At 50.0% G+C, this 16,152-nt stretch carries 13 protein-coding genes; 9 read left to right on the forward strand and 4 right to left on the reverse strand.

Translation table 11 applies throughout. The features are described from left to right. Entirely contained in the window at positions 1 to 219 is a 219-nt protein-coding gene (locus tag HPY52_08350) for a hypothetical protein (protein NPV80274.1), read from the forward strand. 136 nt (positions 220 to 355) lie between these two features. Here the strand turns inward: HPY52_08350 and HPY52_08355 are convergent, their stop codons facing one another. Both HPY52_08355 and HPY52_08360 read right to left on the reverse strand, forming a co-directional pair. After that, positions 356 to 940, reverse strand: a complete 585-nt coding sequence (locus tag HPY52_08355; GenBank protein ID NPV80275.1) for an HD-GYP domain-containing protein — start codon at positions 938 to 940, stop codon at positions 356 to 358. Positions 941 to 1,161: 221 nt separating this feature from the next. Then, a complete protein-coding gene (locus HPY52_08360; GenBank protein ID NPV80276.1) occupies positions 1,162 to 3,024 on the reverse strand; it encodes a methyl-accepting chemotaxis protein in 1,863 nt (620 codons plus the stop codon). A 1,015-nt stretch (positions 3,025 to 4,039) separates the two neighbouring features. On the opposite strand from HPY52_08360, the gene HPY52_08365 reads away from it, so the two are divergent. The 4 genes from HPY52_08365 (at position 4,040) to HPY52_08380 (ending at position 10,344) form a co-directional block, all read left to right on the forward strand. Next, positions 4,040 to 5,965 carry an ABC transporter substrate-binding protein gene (locus HPY52_08365; GenBank protein NPV80277.1) on the forward strand — a complete coding sequence of 642 codons (1,926 nt, stop codon included), beginning with the start codon at positions 4,040 to 4,042 and terminating at the stop codon, positions 5,963 to 5,965. Between the two features lie 319 nt (positions 5,966 to 6,284). Continuing rightward, positions 6,285 to 8,309 carry a DUF3604 domain-containing protein gene (locus HPY52_08370; GenBank protein NPV80278.1) on the forward strand — a complete coding sequence of 675 codons (2,025 nt, stop codon included), beginning with the start codon at positions 6,285 to 6,287 and terminating at the stop codon, positions 8,307 to 8,309. A gap of 86 nt (positions 8,310 to 8,395) precedes the next feature. Further along, positions 8,396 to 9,838 (forward strand): arylsulfatase, encoded by a 1,443-nt coding sequence (locus HPY52_08375; GenBank protein ID NPV80279.1) that lies wholly within the window; start codon positions 8,396 to 8,398, stop codon positions 9,836 to 9,838. A gap of 320 nt (positions 9,839 to 10,158) precedes the next feature. Then, complete coding sequence (locus HPY52_08380) at positions 10,159 to 10,344, forward strand: metallophosphoesterase (GenBank protein NPV80280.1); 186 nt, start codon at positions 10,159 to 10,161, stop codon at positions 10,342 to 10,344. 406 nt (positions 10,345 to 10,750) lie between these two features. Here the strand turns inward: HPY52_08380 and HPY52_08385 are convergent, their stop codons facing one another. Both HPY52_08385 and HPY52_08390 read right to left on the reverse strand, forming a co-directional pair. Continuing rightward, complete coding sequence (locus HPY52_08385) at positions 10,751 to 11,269, reverse strand: hypothetical protein (GenBank protein NPV80281.1); 519 nt, start codon at positions 11,267 to 11,269, stop codon at positions 10,751 to 10,753. Between the two features lie 294 nt (positions 11,270 to 11,563). After that, positions 11,564 to 11,959: a hypothetical protein gene (locus tag HPY52_08390; GenBank protein NPV80282.1), complete on the reverse strand. Its 396-nt coding sequence runs from the start codon at positions 11,957 to 11,959 to the stop codon at positions 11,564 to 11,566. Positions 11,960 to 12,171: 212 nt separating this feature from the next. On the opposite strand from HPY52_08390, the gene HPY52_08395 reads away from it, so the two are divergent. From HPY52_08395 to HPY52_08410, 4 genes are all read left to right on the forward strand, one after another. Beyond that, complete coding sequence (locus tag HPY52_08395) at positions 12,172 to 12,666, forward strand: hypothetical protein (GenBank protein ID NPV80283.1); 495 nt, start codon at positions 12,172 to 12,174, stop codon at positions 12,664 to 12,666. A 38-nt stretch (positions 12,667 to 12,704) separates the two neighbouring features. After that, on the forward strand, positions 12,705 to 14,114 hold the full coding sequence (locus HPY52_08400) for an ABC transporter substrate-binding protein (protein ID NPV80284.1): 1,410 nt from the start codon (positions 12,705 to 12,707) through the stop codon (positions 14,112 to 14,114). Between the two features lie 122 nt (positions 14,115 to 14,236). Next, positions 14,237 to 15,145, forward strand: a complete 909-nt coding sequence (locus tag HPY52_08405) for a sugar ABC transporter permease (protein ID NPV80285.1) — start codon at positions 14,237 to 14,239, stop codon at positions 15,143 to 15,145. Positions 15,146 to 15,229: 84 nt separating this feature from the next. Then, entirely contained in the window at positions 15,230 to 16,045 is an 816-nt protein-coding gene (locus HPY52_08410) for a carbohydrate ABC transporter permease (GenBank protein ID NPV80286.1), read from the forward strand. Positions 16,046 to 16,152 lie beyond the last annotated feature (107 nt).

Below are 16,152 nucleotides of genomic sequence, written 5' to 3' on the forward strand. Positions count from 1 at the left end.
GTGTCTGTTGTATTGCTCGTTATCTCGTTTATCGCAATCGTTGCCTATGAGGCGCCTGATATTATTCGGGAGAGGCAATGGGGGGAACTGGCGTTGTTTATTGCTCTTGTGCTTCTCGGGTTCACGATCAGCCTCCTCCAGGCCATCGGGATGCCGGTTCCCAACCCGGTCAAGGGTATCGAATCTCTCACGGAAAGGATAGCAAGGCTCTTTCGGTAGCGTTTAGATTGCCAACCGGTGGGGTAGGCGCGGTCATACTTACCCAACAGGGTAATGACATGGCTCTTTGTGGATTTCTCCTTAGCAGGCCTTCATACAGCCTGCTCACCTGGACTGTTCCGCGAACTAAGATCTCTTACCCTCCTCTTGAGTTTGTCTTTTCGTGGTCATATGAGCCCATGTGCGGGAGACAGGCTGAAAGCGCCTTCTTTCTCAAATAGGAGCAAAATGCGAGCACTACCTCTGGGTCAAACTGTGTGCCCGCGCATTGTTCCAGTTCTGATATGGCCTCAGGAACGGGTATGGCATGCCTATACACCCTTTCGGAAACCATTGCATCAAAACTATCGGCTACGCAGAGGATCCTCGAGCCCAGAGGTATCTTCTCCCCCTTGATCCCATGAGGATATCCATGGCCATCGTAACGCTCGTGATGATACAGGACAATCTCCGCTATACCTTTGAAACCGGGGATTTCGGAAATAAGCTCGTAGCTCAGGATAGGGTGTTTATGAACCTCCTTTAGTTCTTCATCGGTGAGTTTGCTAGGTTTAGATAGGGAGGACCTTGGAACCCCGATCTTTCCTACGTCATGAAGGAGCCCCGCAAGATAGATAGCCTTCTGATCATCAATGGGGAGTCCCATCTCCCTGGCGATTATTTCGCTGTGATCAGCGACATTCTTGGAATGCCTGGCAGTATGAGTGTCACGAAGGTCCATAAGGGCGGTGAGAGTCAAAAGGAAGGCTTGTTCCAGCAACCCTTTACTATACTGCATGTTGGCCAGCTCTGAAAAGAGGTGTTCCAGCATTTAGAGCGTCCCTCCCTGACATGTTCTTAGTCTACGTTGCCGATAGCCGGAGACTGGCTCGAACCGAGAATAAGGGCCCCGGGTACCATGTGGGTGGGGCGGAAGAGTATACCCAGAGTCCCTAGGAGTTATCAAACCTTGAACCCTGCAACCAGCTCCTGGAGCTTCTGCGCCATGTCTGCAAGGGATTCCGCAGAGGCCGACATCTCCTGAATGGAGGCATTTACTTCTTCTGTGGAGGCCGAGACCTCCTCCGCTGCAGCGGCGCTTTCTTCGGATACCGCCGCGACGCTCGATACCGACTTCTTCACTTCTTCTGCACTCGTCGCCATCTCCTCAGCTGCTGCCGTGTTCTCCTCAGCTATGCTCACTATCTCACTTATGGCCTTACTTACATTGAGGGCTGCTTCTTTTAGTGAATTGGCGGAGGAGATAAGATCGCCGACGAGTTTTTCGGCTCCACTTGCGCCCTCATATATCTCATCTAAGGCACTGCCCGCCTCCTGGGCCACGGCGCTCCCTGTCTCAACTTCATTGATCCCGGCATCTATTGCCGCCACAGCCTTTTGTGTGGCCTGTTTTACTCTTTCTATGAGATCCGCAATAGCCCTGGTTTCCTTGGAGGAGCGTTCGGCGAGTTTCCGCACCTCATTCGCAACTACAGCAAAGCCCCTGCCATGCTCTCCTGCCCTCGCAGCCTCTATTGCAGCGTTGAGTGCGAGAAGATTCGTCTGCTCCGCTATGTCATCTATGACCTCGAGGATCCTGCCGATCTCACGGGAATGCGAGTCAAGCTCTCTTATCCTCTCTGCAATGTCGTTTGTGGTGCTCCTTATTCTCTCCATGCTCGCTATCACATTCCTGACGGAATCGCTGCCTTTAGCCGCTGACCTGGCATTCTTGCTTGATGCTGCCCCCACCTTTTCGAGCATGCCCAGGACTTCATTTAACGATTCATCTGTTTTCATCATGATATTGGATGCCGTCTGGATGCCATTCATTTGAGTCTCAGCGCCTTTAGCCACCTGAGCTATGGCTTGGGTGAGTTGTTCAACAGAGGACGCACTGTTTGCCACACTCTGGCTCTGCTCCTGAGCGCCTGATGCCACTTGTTGCACTGTTTCCGAGATCTGCTGGACCGCCTTTGCAGATTCCTCGGCACTGGCGGATAGCTGCTCGCTCATGGAGGCCACCTGTGCTGACGAATCGGTTACCTGCTTGATAAGATGACGAAGGCTGGATACCATCTCAGCAAAGGCACTGCTTAGTCTACCGATTTCGTCTGTAGAACCGGATTTGGTGCTTACGGTGAGATCCCCTTTGGCTATGAGTTCCACGGCCTGCATGAGCCGGATGATAGGTCGCGCCAGGCCGGTGGAGATCTGCAGGCCAATTAGAAGTGCAATTAGGATAGCTACGGCTATTATAATAAGGGCTATGGTTTGTGACCGTCTTGCTGCGGAAAGCACCGCTTGAGCATGGCCTGTCATCTCCGCGTTTTGACGCTCAACAAAAGCCTCGAGTTCCTTTGCAAATTGGTTACGTAAGGTAGTATACTGCCCCTTGTAAGTGTCCACAGCACCCTGGCGATTCGTCCCGGCTTCCTGCATCATAGTTGCCTCGAGGGCGACAAGCTGCTGATTGAGTTCCTCAAGGCGTCTGAAGCTATTGCGGTCATCCTGGGTCATGGCCATCGCTTCGGCATCTTTCAGGTTCTTATCGAGTTCCTCACCTACGCTATTATACCGGGCGCGTTCGTTTTGATCTTCAGGGTCGATCAAAACGCCGCGAACTGCGTGGGCCAGCGTAAGGTCTTGAAATTTTATGGTGTGAGCGAGCAGTAGGTGTTGGAGGCTCCCGCCCATGAGGCGATCGAGTTCTCTGTTCTGCCGGGAGAGTTGAACATAGAGTATCCCGCTTGAAATGCCCATTATGATTAGTACCCCAAGAAACCCTAGGATAAGCTTGCTCCTAATTCCGTTAAGTCTTATCACGAACAATTCCCCCCTTTTTATTGTTGTTGTCCGATGAGGTCTCAAGAATGGGCCAGTGCTTCCTAGGGTGGGTCTCGTCTGGGGGCCTTACTGGGCGCAAAAAGATAATGGTCATACCCAACACACCTGTAACATTCGTAATGGAAGTCATGCTTTGGGTATGACCATTTACTATGCGTCTCATGATGGGGGTACAGTCTATGGGTGTGCAGAATTGTTGAAAAGGGGCTATCGAGAGATGTTACCCCCCCCCCCCCCCGAGAGGGGGCTCTGCCACAGATTCTGTTGAAAAGTTGAAAAAACGCACCGCCGGTCCACCGCAAATCCATACCTTTCTTGTTTAGTAAGCCCTGTTCCCAACCCCAAACTCGCCCCTGCATAGTCAGGGCAGTCATATCTCATCACGTCATAAATCGTTGCAACTCCGTCATGGCGCGTAAAAACACCGTGAAGGGAGTCATTGGATAAACTACCCAATATATTTCGATAACATCTGACAAAATCCTCCCAGTTTCGGCAAAATACCATGTTTCACCAACATCCCGAAAACTCTCCCGTGGCCCCGCTTCGCTGTCTCATTCTGCTCGAGACCCCTCCGCTTGCAAGTCCCCTGGACAGTGAGGTGCCAGGTGCATAAACAGAGGAATGTCCTCAAAAATCAAGATAGGGCCCGCTACCGAAATTCCACGAATAGGACAACCTCTATAGAACAGCGGAAACCTACGAGCTTTGACTCAGGGGAGGAGTTTCCAAAGATACAGAGAATAAACCATGAATAAACCATCTTAAAAAGATCAGAAAGGATTGGTGCGCAGACCAGCCGGGAGCGGCGTAGTGAGGTCGCGTGCTGATGGGAGGGAGTGGTGGTAGGAACCTATTGGATGCGGTTTACCATATGGCAGAGCAGTCTTGGGGCAGTGAATTGAACCATGGGTGAGTGGATTCACATTTCTGCGTATCGTCATTTTAGGCTTACTTTGATATGTTTCATGTATGAATTAGGGGGGTATGCACCGTGAGGCGTTTGGTGATGGTATTCTCAGCCATAGTGGTTGTTGCTATATTGTTTAGTGCGACCGGGATTGGCTCTGCTCAAACCAATTACAATGAGGCGCCGATGCTGGCAGATTTGGTGCGGGCTGGTAAGCTTCCTCAGGTAGCCAGGAGGTTGCCTGAGAAGCCATTGGTTATCAAGCCAATTGAGAGAGTTGGAGAATATGGCGGCACTATCAAAGTTCTTTGTACTAACCTTATGACACTTGAGGATGGCTGGAATGCAATGAAGGCCGAAAGTATTCTGAGCCTGGACCGGGATGATGGATCCACTGTCCGGCCCAATATCGCGGAGAGTTGGGATGTTTCGAAAGACGGTAAAGTGATAACCCTTCATTTGAGAAAGGGGATAAAATGGTCTGATGGCCAACCTTTTACTGCTGACGATATTCTTTTTTGGTATGAGGATATATTCTTGAATAACGAGCTCACGCAGGTTAAACCCTACCAGTGGTGTCCGGGCGGGAAGCCCATGGAGGTAACGAAAAAGAATGATTACATGGTTCAGGTGAAGTTTGCAGTTCCCTATCCTATGGCACTCTTGCACCTGGCCTGGGGAGCAGCTCAGGGGGGTTTTTATCAGCCTAAACATTATCTAAAGAAATTCCATCCCAAGTACACCCCCATGGAGCAATTGAAGAAAATGGCCAAAGAAGCCGGCTTTGACCAATGGTACCAGCTGTTCCAGGCGAAGGCTGCGGTTGACGTACCAACTATGGAACCCGGTACACCTGTTTTAACATCCTTCAGGCCCGTCCGTAAAACCCCGGAGATGATTGTCTTTGAACGAAACCCGTATTATTGGAAGGTAGATATTGAGGGAAACCAACTTCCTTATATTGACAGGATGCAGCTTACGTTGGTCCAAAACGCGGAAATGTACAACATGCGCGTTATCTCGGGAGAGGTTGATCTTGCCCAGTGGAACACGGCTCTCGAAAACTACCCCCTTTACAAAGAAAATGCGGAGAAGGGCGGATACCAGGTATTGATGTGGAATGTAGCTTGGCCGTCCGTGGTTGAGCTGCAACCCAATATGAATCATAAGGACCCCGTAATGCGCAAGTTGATTCAAGATCGAAACTTCAGGATAGCGCTATCTCTTGCCATTAACCGGAATGAGATCAATGAGATGGTCTTTCTGGGTATGGGAGAACCTATGCAGGTTGTGATTCTCCCAGAGGGGGGTAGATTCTGGGACGAAAAGCTAGCGAAGATGTACACCGAATATGATCCGGCGAAGGCAAATGCTATATTGGATGAGATAGGTCTAAATAAGCGAGATAGAAACGGGTACAGGTTGAGGCCGGATGGGAAGACCTTGGGACTTACTATAGAATACTGGCCAGGAGAGGCAGGACCGGCAAAGACATCTGTGGTGGAGCTGGTACAGAGGTACTGGGATGCAATAGGGATCAAGACTGCCATAAAATCTGAGGAGAGGACGTTAAGGCAAGTGCGCGTCGAGGCTGCTGACCACGATTTTACGCTGTGGCATACAGGGGTGTGTACCGACCCGATGTGGATGACGCAGCCGTGGCATTTCATCCCTATATTCAGATTCAATTCCTATGCACCCAACTGGGCACTTTGGTACAGCTCGGGTGGAAAGGCTGGGGAGGAGCCCCCTGCCGATGTAAAGGAGCTTTATGGGCTATGGAATATCATGCAGACCAGTACCAATGAGCAGGAGCGTATTAAGGCTGGTAAGGAAATAATCCGTGATCATGTGATAAACCTTAGGACGATAGGTACCGTCGGGCTTGTGCCCCAGCCTGTGATTATAAACAAGAACTTGCGAAATGTCCCCAAAAAGGGTTTACTCTCAGCTGAATGGGGTTACCTTAGACGATACAACCCCGAGCAGTTCTTCTTTGCTACTAAATAGGCGAGAGTAATAGCGATATGCCAGTAAGAGAAATAAGCATTGCTGTTCATCCCCCCGCTGGGGGTGGACAGCTTATATAAAGCTTGGTCACCTGGAGGGAGAGGGACGCTACGTGAGATACGACCGAATATTTCAGCTCAAATACACCGCATCTTATCCTCGATCAGATATACAGGATATGGTTTTCTTCCTACCTGAAACTGGAGGAATCCCGCTGCACTTCTGGCTTATGAGTGATGCGGAAGCCCCCATATTGCAGATCGATGATATCTATTTAAAACCTCGGAGGATTACCAACAGCTCCCCCCGGTGGCTTGATATGGGGATAACTACGGAAGTTAAAGGAGGCTTTGGGCAGCTTCGTATTATGGGAATGAGCCCGGCCCAGGCCGCTCGGTCTTTTCTTGTAGTTACTCCTCGAACCGATCTTGAAATTGGTGGTAAAATCGAGGATGTAGAACGTACCTTGTGGGGGATATCCCGTCAAGATGCCGGGAGTACCGTAATATCTCCATCACATGTCACCGTCGGACAGCCTGTATCCTTTACGATCCGCTATTTCGCAGGGCCGAAAGGGTTACCTCCAGGAAGCAGGATTCGATTCGCGGTACCACTGGCATTTTCAGAGCCTCAAAATGAGGCCCCGGAGAGGGAAGGCTTCGTCTCATGCAAGTCCCCTGGGGGATTCCCTATTTCTATTGAATCTATCGGGAGATCCGAGGAAACACATGAAGCTATTGATATTATATGTTATCTCTCCAAAGGGCTTCCTCCAGGAGAGGGCATCGAGCTCAACTACCGAACAGAAAGGACATATTTATTTCCCTGTCGTTTTCACGAGGTTGATCGACGGTACTGGTATTCTAAACTTCCACCCCTCAGCGCGGCGGTTGCGGTAGACGAACGGCGCCTCTTTGTCAGCCTTGCTGAAGGATCTGGGCATATGGTCGAATTTGTTCCGGGCCCTGCGGAACGTCTTCATCTCTTCCTGCCGGGCAGGCGAAAATATGGGAAAGGGCTCAAGTTGAGAGGTGTGTTTACAGATAAATACAGGAATGTACCGCCTTCAGGTAAGGTGGCCGCTAATATCGAGCTGTTCCTAGTGCAGGGTGATGAAAAAATCGCATTGGGCACACCTGCCGGACATTTCCTTGAGCGGCACCGGTTTGAAATTAGTCTGCCTAACCTAAAGCCCGGAGTATACAGGGCAATAGCCTTGGATGCTGTAACCCTGGAAACCCTGGCAATAAGCAACCCTTTGGAGATTCTCCCTCGAGGTAGTGAAGAGCCGGAGATCTACTGGGGCGAGATCCACGGTCATACTGAGATGAGCGATGGGTGCGGGGGTTTTGTGGAATTATATCGACATGCCCGACATGAAGGGTGTTTGGATTTCGCGGCAGCTGCAGATCATGCATGCTATTTCTCTGATAACGAGTGGCAATGGATGCAGGATATAACTAATAGCTGGAATAGGCCAGGGGAGTTTGTCACACTTGTCGGTTATGAATGGGCCGGGACACAGGTTCACAGGAACATCTATACATCAAGGGATCGTCTGGACCTTTTTAGAGGCATGTACCCGCCAACAAGTTCAATTCAGACTGTATGGGAACATTTTAAGGATGATGAGACGATTGTAGCAGGCCCCCATGCTTCTCTTGCTCATGGGTTAATCTGGGAGTTTCATGAACCATCGATAGAGCGCTTTGTTGAGGTTTACTCTATGTGGGGAGCGAGTGATTCGCGGGATAATCCGCTGGCTCCTGTAGCGATCAGTCCAAAGGCCATATCTGTAGATGAATTGCTCAAGGGCGGTGCTCACCTCGGGTTCACCGGGGGCGGGGACTGTCATGAGGGCCATTGCGGCTTTTCATGCGAAGACCCCGAGCGTCAAGGCAAGGTCCCACATACCTTCGCCCTCCGGCTTGCATATCGCTGCGGGATGACAGCGGCTCTTCTCGAACGGCTGGACAGGGACTCTCTCATCATGGCCCTCCGGCAAAGGAAGACTTATGCCACAACCGGGGCGAGGATTCTTCTTTCGTTCTCAGTTTCTGGAATAGCAATGGGGGGACTGGGCCGGACAGATAGTGCAATTGTAAGAGCCTCTGCCCATGGTTGCGCTCCCATTAAGAGAATGGAAATCATCAAGGATGGTGAAGTGGCTTTTCGCAAAGATGGGGAAGGCCTGGATATCTCTATTGAATGGAGAGACCCTGAGCCGCCTTCGCGGGAGCACTTCTATTATGTCCGGCTGATTCAGCAGGACAGCCAGATGGCCTGGTCAAGCCCGGTTTGGGTTATGCCTTGTTGCACTGGTCAAACTGGGTCACAGATATGAGGCCATGCCATGTTTAATATTGTATCCACCAGTTTGTATACAAGAGCCAAGATACTGCGGGTTATGAAATAAGGAGAGATAGCGAAATGGAGCGCCCGAATCTAGTGCTGATTACTGTAGATCAGATGCGCGCCGACTGTCTGGGAATAGACGGGCACCCGGTGGTGGAGACGCCCAACCTTGATTATATGGCCAGGGAGGGCGTCAGGTTTTCAGCCGCTTACAGCGCTGTCCCTAGTTGTATTGCCGCCAGGGCTGCTATTCTTACCGGGTTACTGCAAAGGAACCATGGGCGGACAGGGTACCAAGATGGGGTGCCATGGAACTATGAATGTACTTTACCTGGAGAACTGGCCAGGAGCGGGTACCACACTCAAGGAATAGGAAAAATGCACTTTTACCCGCCCCGGAATCTGTGTGGATTTCATAATGTAGTACTTCATGATGGATATCTTGGATATGTAAGACGCCTCCCTGGGGACTATTCATACTATGATGATTATACTCCATGGTTAAAAAGGCATTTAAACGCTGATGTTGATTTTGATGACCACGGCCTTGACTGTAATTCCTGGGTCGCGCGACCCTGGCATTTGCCTGAATACCTGCATCCAACCAACTGGGTGGTAACTCAGTCCATTGATTTTCTTCGAAGACGGGACCCCACCAAACCTTTCTTTATGTGGGTATCTTTTGTCCGTCCCCATGCACCCCTCGACTCACCTCAGGTGTACTTTGATCAGTATATTGACCAGGAAATACCATTGCCGCCTGTAGGGGATTGGGCCGACAAAGAGGACAGGGAGAGATATGGCCTTATTCCGCATACGTTGCGGGGCATAATCGGGGAGAAGGCTCTTCACCGGGCACTGGCCGCATATTATGCCTTGATCACGCACATAGACCACCAATTGGGGCGCCTTTTTGCGGCTCTGGCAGAACATGGTGTCCTAGATAACACATTCTTCCTCTTCACCTCAGATCATGGTGAACTTCTCGGAGATCATAATCTATTCCGCAAGGCTTTGCCCTATGAAGGTTCAGCGCGGGTGCCGTTCATTATGAAGTTTCCAAGCAATTGGAATGTCCCACGAGGAATCCTGATCGATAAGCCAGTAGAGTTGCGCGATATAATGCCCACAATGCTTGATGTGGCCGGTGTAGAGCCATCGAGGCAGGTTGATGGGAGGAGTCTGATACCGCTGGTGACAGGCACCAGTAACTCCTGGCGCGAATATATTCATGGGGAACATGCATATGGCCCGGCTTCTAACCATTTCATGACAAATGGCAAGGAGAAATATATCTGGTTTTCACAGACGGGCCGCGAACAGTATTTCGATCTGGAACGCGACCCTCAAGAGAGACATGATTTGATAGGAGATGAATCTCTAAAAGATAGGATTTCATACTGGCGGTCAATCTTAGTCCGCGAACTGGCTGACAGGGAAGAGGGTTATAGCGACGGGTTCCAACTCATCCCAGGAAAGACGCCTAGGGCTATCCTCAGTTCTCTTTGCCCTGCGTAGCATAAAATGTCTTTATGGCACCCAGGTTAGATGTCATGGATCTTCACCCCTTCTTAAGCAGAAAAGGGGTGATGAGGGCGTTGACTTCTCCCAATTGAATGGGAGCAAAGACTGCACCTTGATGAGCGAGATAATGCCATAATCTCCATATAGTCTCCCAATATGGGGGACTGTATGGAGTTGGGGTGACGTTATCATCATCGCTCCTGGCAATCGACTCGGGTATCTCAATGAGAGGTGCCTGCGCGCGCCCATAGCTCTCTTACCCTCTCCACCAGGGAAGGGGCGCTCTTCTCGATGGACCTTAGGAGGCCCCTTTGATGTACACGGAGCCTTATCTATGGACGCCTGTGAAATTCATTCTCCTCTCAGACCTCCAGCTTAAAGCCCAGGCGCCCACTACGGTAAAGCTCGCAGGGCAACAGGAGGCTGATTTCATCATTTACACTGGCGACCTTGTGAATACGCCCGGACGTGTTTTTGATGGATTTACTGTAGCCCAATAGTCTAACTACTCTATGTGGGCCGGGGAGGCTTCGATGAGGCTGTTCATTTGATGAACAGCCTCTCGCTTCATCTCATCGCGCTTTTCTATTGCGGGCTGCGTGCGGATGATTCGCCGCGGCACGCGATATCAAGACTTCCTCGTTTGTGGTTCCTTCCGCACATCAATAACCTCGCCTTTTGTAATGCGAACCAGCTCCGCCGGAGTTGTTCTGAAGACTGAGTGCGATGTGCCGGCGGCTTCAGCAGACGTGCGAGTGCTTGCGGCCAGTTCTATTACCTGCGCGCTGGAGCCTGAGGATGTCAGCGCGTCTAAAACTCATTCAGCATTGGGGTGCATCGGGCGTACTCCTTTCTATAAAAGAGCTACGTGAAAGGAACACGTGCAACGGGCATGACAGCAATTCCTCATCTATCAAAAAACGGGTTCTTGCCGGTCGCTGAAAGGGGGATCCCTACTGCAACATCCGCATCGATTAGACCCATCTTGCGCGCCAGAACTCCTATACGGTACATGATTCGATTATCCACATTATGTATGGATGCAGTCTTAGCTGCAGAACCCATAGCTATTCCCAGGTCCATGAGCCGCCAGGCACAAAATGGTCCAGAGAATTCCGGGCCGTTGTGAGCTGTCGGCAGGTCGGCGCAACTATCAAAACCACATGCCCCACAGTTGAGGCCTGCGGTCTTGGCCCCTTTCAACCCAATCAAAAGCACCGCACCACTGTCTGATGTATTTCTCCCGTCACGGTCGAAATTTCGTTTGCCAGTTTCGGCTCCGTAGCGTGCCATCTCTTCGCCGAGCGCCTTGAGCTTTTCCCCTGTAATTACAGCGGTGACTATGAAGTCCTTCCCCGCCGCTTTGGGAGCGGTCCTTGCTGATAAAGCCATAAGATCTGCAACAAGTTTGATGACATCGTCCATCATTGACACCTCCCTCATGTGTATTCCCTGCGGAGTTGCTTTGTGTTCCGGAGCTGCAGATAGCCAAGTTCGGACTTAAACCAGGTATAGAACATACACGGAACGCAGGCAACAGCGGAGGAGCGCGTTCCTTGAATTCAGGGCTTGGCCATCCACATTTCTGTTTATTTGATTCGCTTCAAATGGCGTGTCACCTTCCATGGGAGCCACGCATTTTTGGGGATGTCGAGTTGTCCGATATCCTTCCCTCGAGCAATAGCACAGAAATTCCTCCTGGTTCTTCTATGGGTTTGATCACCACGGGATCCTTTTGAGGGCAAAGGCCGCATTTCCCCAGGCTTTACCATGGGATAATCCGACAACGCGCTCGCCAGCTGCAAGTAGGACCTGGCGGCCTCCTATTTCTTTGGAAAGATCGAGGCATGCTTTGACATAATCCATGCATTCAGCCAATTCTTGCTTATCTCCTGAGGCGATGTTGCCGGGCAAAATCATCACCATATTGGAGACAACATTGGAGACAACGAGTCCTAGATTCTCTGCAGTGCGCGCCAGGGATCTCCGATCGTCTCCTGTTAGCGTCCAGGGATCCCCCTGCTTTGCTGCAAAGTAGTCTACATGTTTTGCTCCGAGCTTTGCAATGGAATGCATTGCTTCCACGTCACTTCCCAATATTCTGCGGCTTAGCAATACAACGGGCCTTGACCTTCCCTCGAGGGTTTCCGAATAATATCGGCAATTGAGAATAATCTATTAATTAAAAGGAATCTGGGTTCCCTCTTGCAATAACTAGATTAGATGCCTGTGACCGTTGTTATATTCTGCCTGTAGCTATTCAAGGGAGGTGATCAATACTCGCAGATCAAGGTGGCCAGGTTTTGCAGAAAGGAGGTTGTCTAATAGTGGGGAATCCCTTGAGGCATCTTCTAGCCATATTGCTCATAGTGATTCTGAGCATTTGTTTCGCTGGCCTTGCCCTGTCGCAAGGGTCGGAAGATGAGGATGTGATTTCGGATTTAAAGGCTCAAATCGAAGACCTCAATATTCGTCTTGAGGCCGCAATAGCTCTCGCAGAAAGTCTTCAGGAGCAGCGACTCAAGGATATTAAGAAGTATGAGGAGCAGATCAATAGTCTAAAGGCTGAACTGGAAGATATGGGCGTTCGGCTGGAAGCAGCCGCAGCTTTGGCCGATTCGTATGCAGAACAACTGCAAAAGGTGACGGAAAAGTATGAAAGTCAGATCGCCGAATTCAAACAGACAGTAGAGGACCTGGAGGTACGTCTTGGGGCTGCCACCGAACTCAGCATAAGCCTTCAAGAGATGATTGATAAACTTAAGGCTCAATATGAGGCAAAGATTGCTGAGCTACAGGGACAGCCAAAATCGGAAAGGTGATTTCATTCCAAATTGAAATACGGGGAGGAGATGAGTTTATGTTGGTGAGGCGCGGTAAGTTGTCCAGGATTCTGGCCTTCGTGTTTATCTTTGCTTTGCTCCTTTCCATTGGTGTAGCCGGGTTTGCTGCTACAAAGAAGACAAAGGTTATCATCTGGGGGCTTAACACAACAGTCCCGGGCGGGGCTCAAGAACTGGCAAAGCAGATAAAGGAAAAGTTTTCAGACATCGATCTAGTTCCTCAGGTCCAGGTGGCAGGAGCAGGTCAGACCCTTGAGAGCATGCAAAAACTTCTTACGGCCATAGCGGCGGGCAATCCACCGGAAATCACGACAATTGACCGGTTCGTTGTCGGTGGATGGGCGGCTCGTGGTGCTCTCAGACCGTTGGATGATCTTATCGAAAGAGACAAGGTAGACCTTTCCCAGTGGTACCCGGTTTGTCTGGATGAAGCCAAATTCAATGGCAAGGTCTACGCAATGTCTTCAGGAACTGATGACCGGGCAATGTATTACAATCGGGAACTCATGAGAGAGGCTGGCATGAATCCAGATGCGCCGCCAAAAACATGGGATGAATTGATGGAAGCGGCTAAGAAATTGACGGTAACAGACTCGCGAGGTAATCTCAAGCAAATCGGGTTTATCCCCATGTTTGGCAACAGCTGGCTGTATCTCTATGGGTGGCAAAATGGCGGCGAATTTTTGTCTGAGGATGGTAAGACTGCGACTCTCAATGATCCTAAGATCGTTGAGGCTATCGAGTGGATTGTTTCTGTGTATGATGCTCTAGGTGGCGCGGAGAAGATTCAAGGATTCCAGGCATCTTTCCAGCCTGGCGCCCAGGATCCATTTCTTACTGGGAAGGTTGCTCTGATGATAAATGGCAACTGGGTACTTAATACCATAGCCCGCTATAGGCCCGACATCGATTTTGCCGTCGCCCCGGCCCCTGTGCCAAAGAAACGTTACCTACAGGAGGGAGAATTCAAGGGTAAGCCTCAATTCATCACCTGGTCTGGGGGGTGGGCGTGGGCAATTCCCAGGGGGGTTAAGAATGTAGATGCGGCCTGGAAAGTTATTAAGTTCATGACAGGGGTCGAAGGCCATCTGGCAATCGCTAAGGGTGACTATGAGTATAATAAATCACTTGGGAATCCATATGTGCCTGGGATGACTTCACTCAAACCTGCTGACAAAGCTCTAGCAGAAAAATATCTTCCGCTTCTTCAGAGGGAAAGCTTGAGGAAAGCCTATCAAGTATTTAGTGATCTGATGAAGGTAAGCCGATATCGGCCGGTGACTCCAGTGGCTTCGGAGCTTTGGACTGAACACGTAAGAGTTGTAGACCTCGCCATATTCCATAAGATGACTCCAAAAGAGGCGGCTGACTTCTGTAATGCCAACGTTCAGAAGGCGCTTGATACTTTCTGGAAGAGCAGAAAATAGGTGACTAGTTCGATGTGGTGGCACGGACGATTCACCACAGGTCCGTGCCCCATTTGGATGGCCTTGGTGAGAGATGCCTATCGAGATCTTCACTAGAGGTGATGAGGATGACCAATAGGCCTATGCTGGCACATAGTTCTGGCCGCCTCAGGAGGGCCGAGATTAGGGCCGGGGTGCTTTTTGCATCGCCATGGATGGCAGGGTTTCTCTTATTTACCCTCGGTCCGCTGGTGGCGTCCATATGGCTGAGCATGACACAGTATGATGTTTTAACACCCCCAAGGTTTGTTGGTCTTGACAACTATAGGAACATCATATTAGCAGATCGTCTATTCTATAAGTCACTTTACAATACGTTGTATATCACAGTCTTTGGGGTCCCAGCCAACATTTTGATGGGGCTCGGCATAGCCATGCTTCTCAATCTTAAGGTGAAAGGCATGCATTTCTATAGAACCATATACTATCTGCCTTCCATTGTACCCACGGTGGCTAGCGCGATACTGTGGATGTGGTTGTTGAACCCCCAATTCGGTCTAATAAACGCGGCGCTTTCTCTTCTAGGAATAAGCGGGCCAGCCTGGTTATCAAGTGAGGCATGGTCGAAGCCATCCATAATCCTCATGGGCTTGTGGGGCGCCGGAGGAAGTATGGTCATATACCTGGCAGGATTGAAGGGGATTCCTGAACAGCTTTACGAGGCTGCAGAGATTGATGGCGCAGGGATCTGGGCCAAGTTCTTCAAGATCACTCTCCCTATGCTGACACCTACCCTTTTCTTCAACCTTATAATGGGCATCATTGGACACCTTCAGATTTTCGCTCAAGCCTATATCATGACAGGCGGGGGGCCGGTGGATTCCACGCTTTTCTATGTGTATTACCTTTTCAATAACGCCTTCGCATATTTCAAAATGGGCTATGCCTCGGCCCTGGCCTGGATACTCTTTCTAATAATCTTGGTCATCACCCTAATTCAATTCCATTTTGCCAACAGGTGGGTCTACTACGAAGGCGCGGAAAGGGGTTGATCCTTTTTGAATACTACTCCTGCCATTGGCACGGGATCTATACAGATTGACACCCGGTGGAGAATTAGAAAACGCAGAAGAGAAATGGTGGTGCAAATCGTCTCCCATACCGTGCTCATTATTGGAGCCGTGCTGTTTGTTTTTCCATTCCTATGGCTTGTGTCTACCTCATTGAAACCAGATACCCAGATATTTCTCTTCCCACCGACACTGATCCCGAGGCCTTTCAACTGGCGGAACTACTCCAGGATGTTTACATATTTGCCATTTACCCTGTTTTACTGGAATACCATATATATTACTGCTCTTACAGTCTTTGGAACCTTCATATCTTGTTCATTGGTGGCCTACTCCTTTGCGCGCCTCAGATGGCCCGGGAGGGATCTTTGTTTCATTATAATGCTGAGCACCATGATGCTGCCGCCTCAGGTTACCATGATACCGATCTATCTGGTCTTCAAGTATATGGGTTGGATAGACACATTCAAACCTCTTACTGTGCCCGCATTCTTCGGAAATGCATTCTCAATCTTCCTTTTGAGGCAGTTTTACATGACCATACCATGGGAATTGGATGATGCAGCAAAGATCGACGGGTGTAGTTTCTTCCAAATCTACTGGCGAATAATGCTTCCCCTTGTAAAGCCTGCTCTGGCGACGATAACCATATTTACATTTCAGGGACAGTGGAATAACTTTTTAGGGCCTCTCATCTATATCAATTCCACTGAAAAGATGCCTCTTGCGCTCGCCCTTCGACTCTTTCAGACTATGTACGGATCAGAGTGGGGACTCCTGATGGCGGCATCCACCGCTATGACATTGCCTTTGGTTATCACCTTTTTCTTCTGTCAGAAGTACTTCATTCAGGGCATAACTCTAACAGGACTCAAAGGGTAGGATCTGCAATACGAGACTTCCCGCTGGGGATATCTGACCCAGCGGGGAGCCTCCTTGTCACTGAATATGGGGTGACTATGACACTGAAGCAGGACCGGGGAGGGGAC

Source organism: Bacillota bacterium, assembly GCA_013178415.1.
Lineage (GTDB): Bacteria > Bacillota > SHA-98 > Ch115 > Ch115 > Ch115.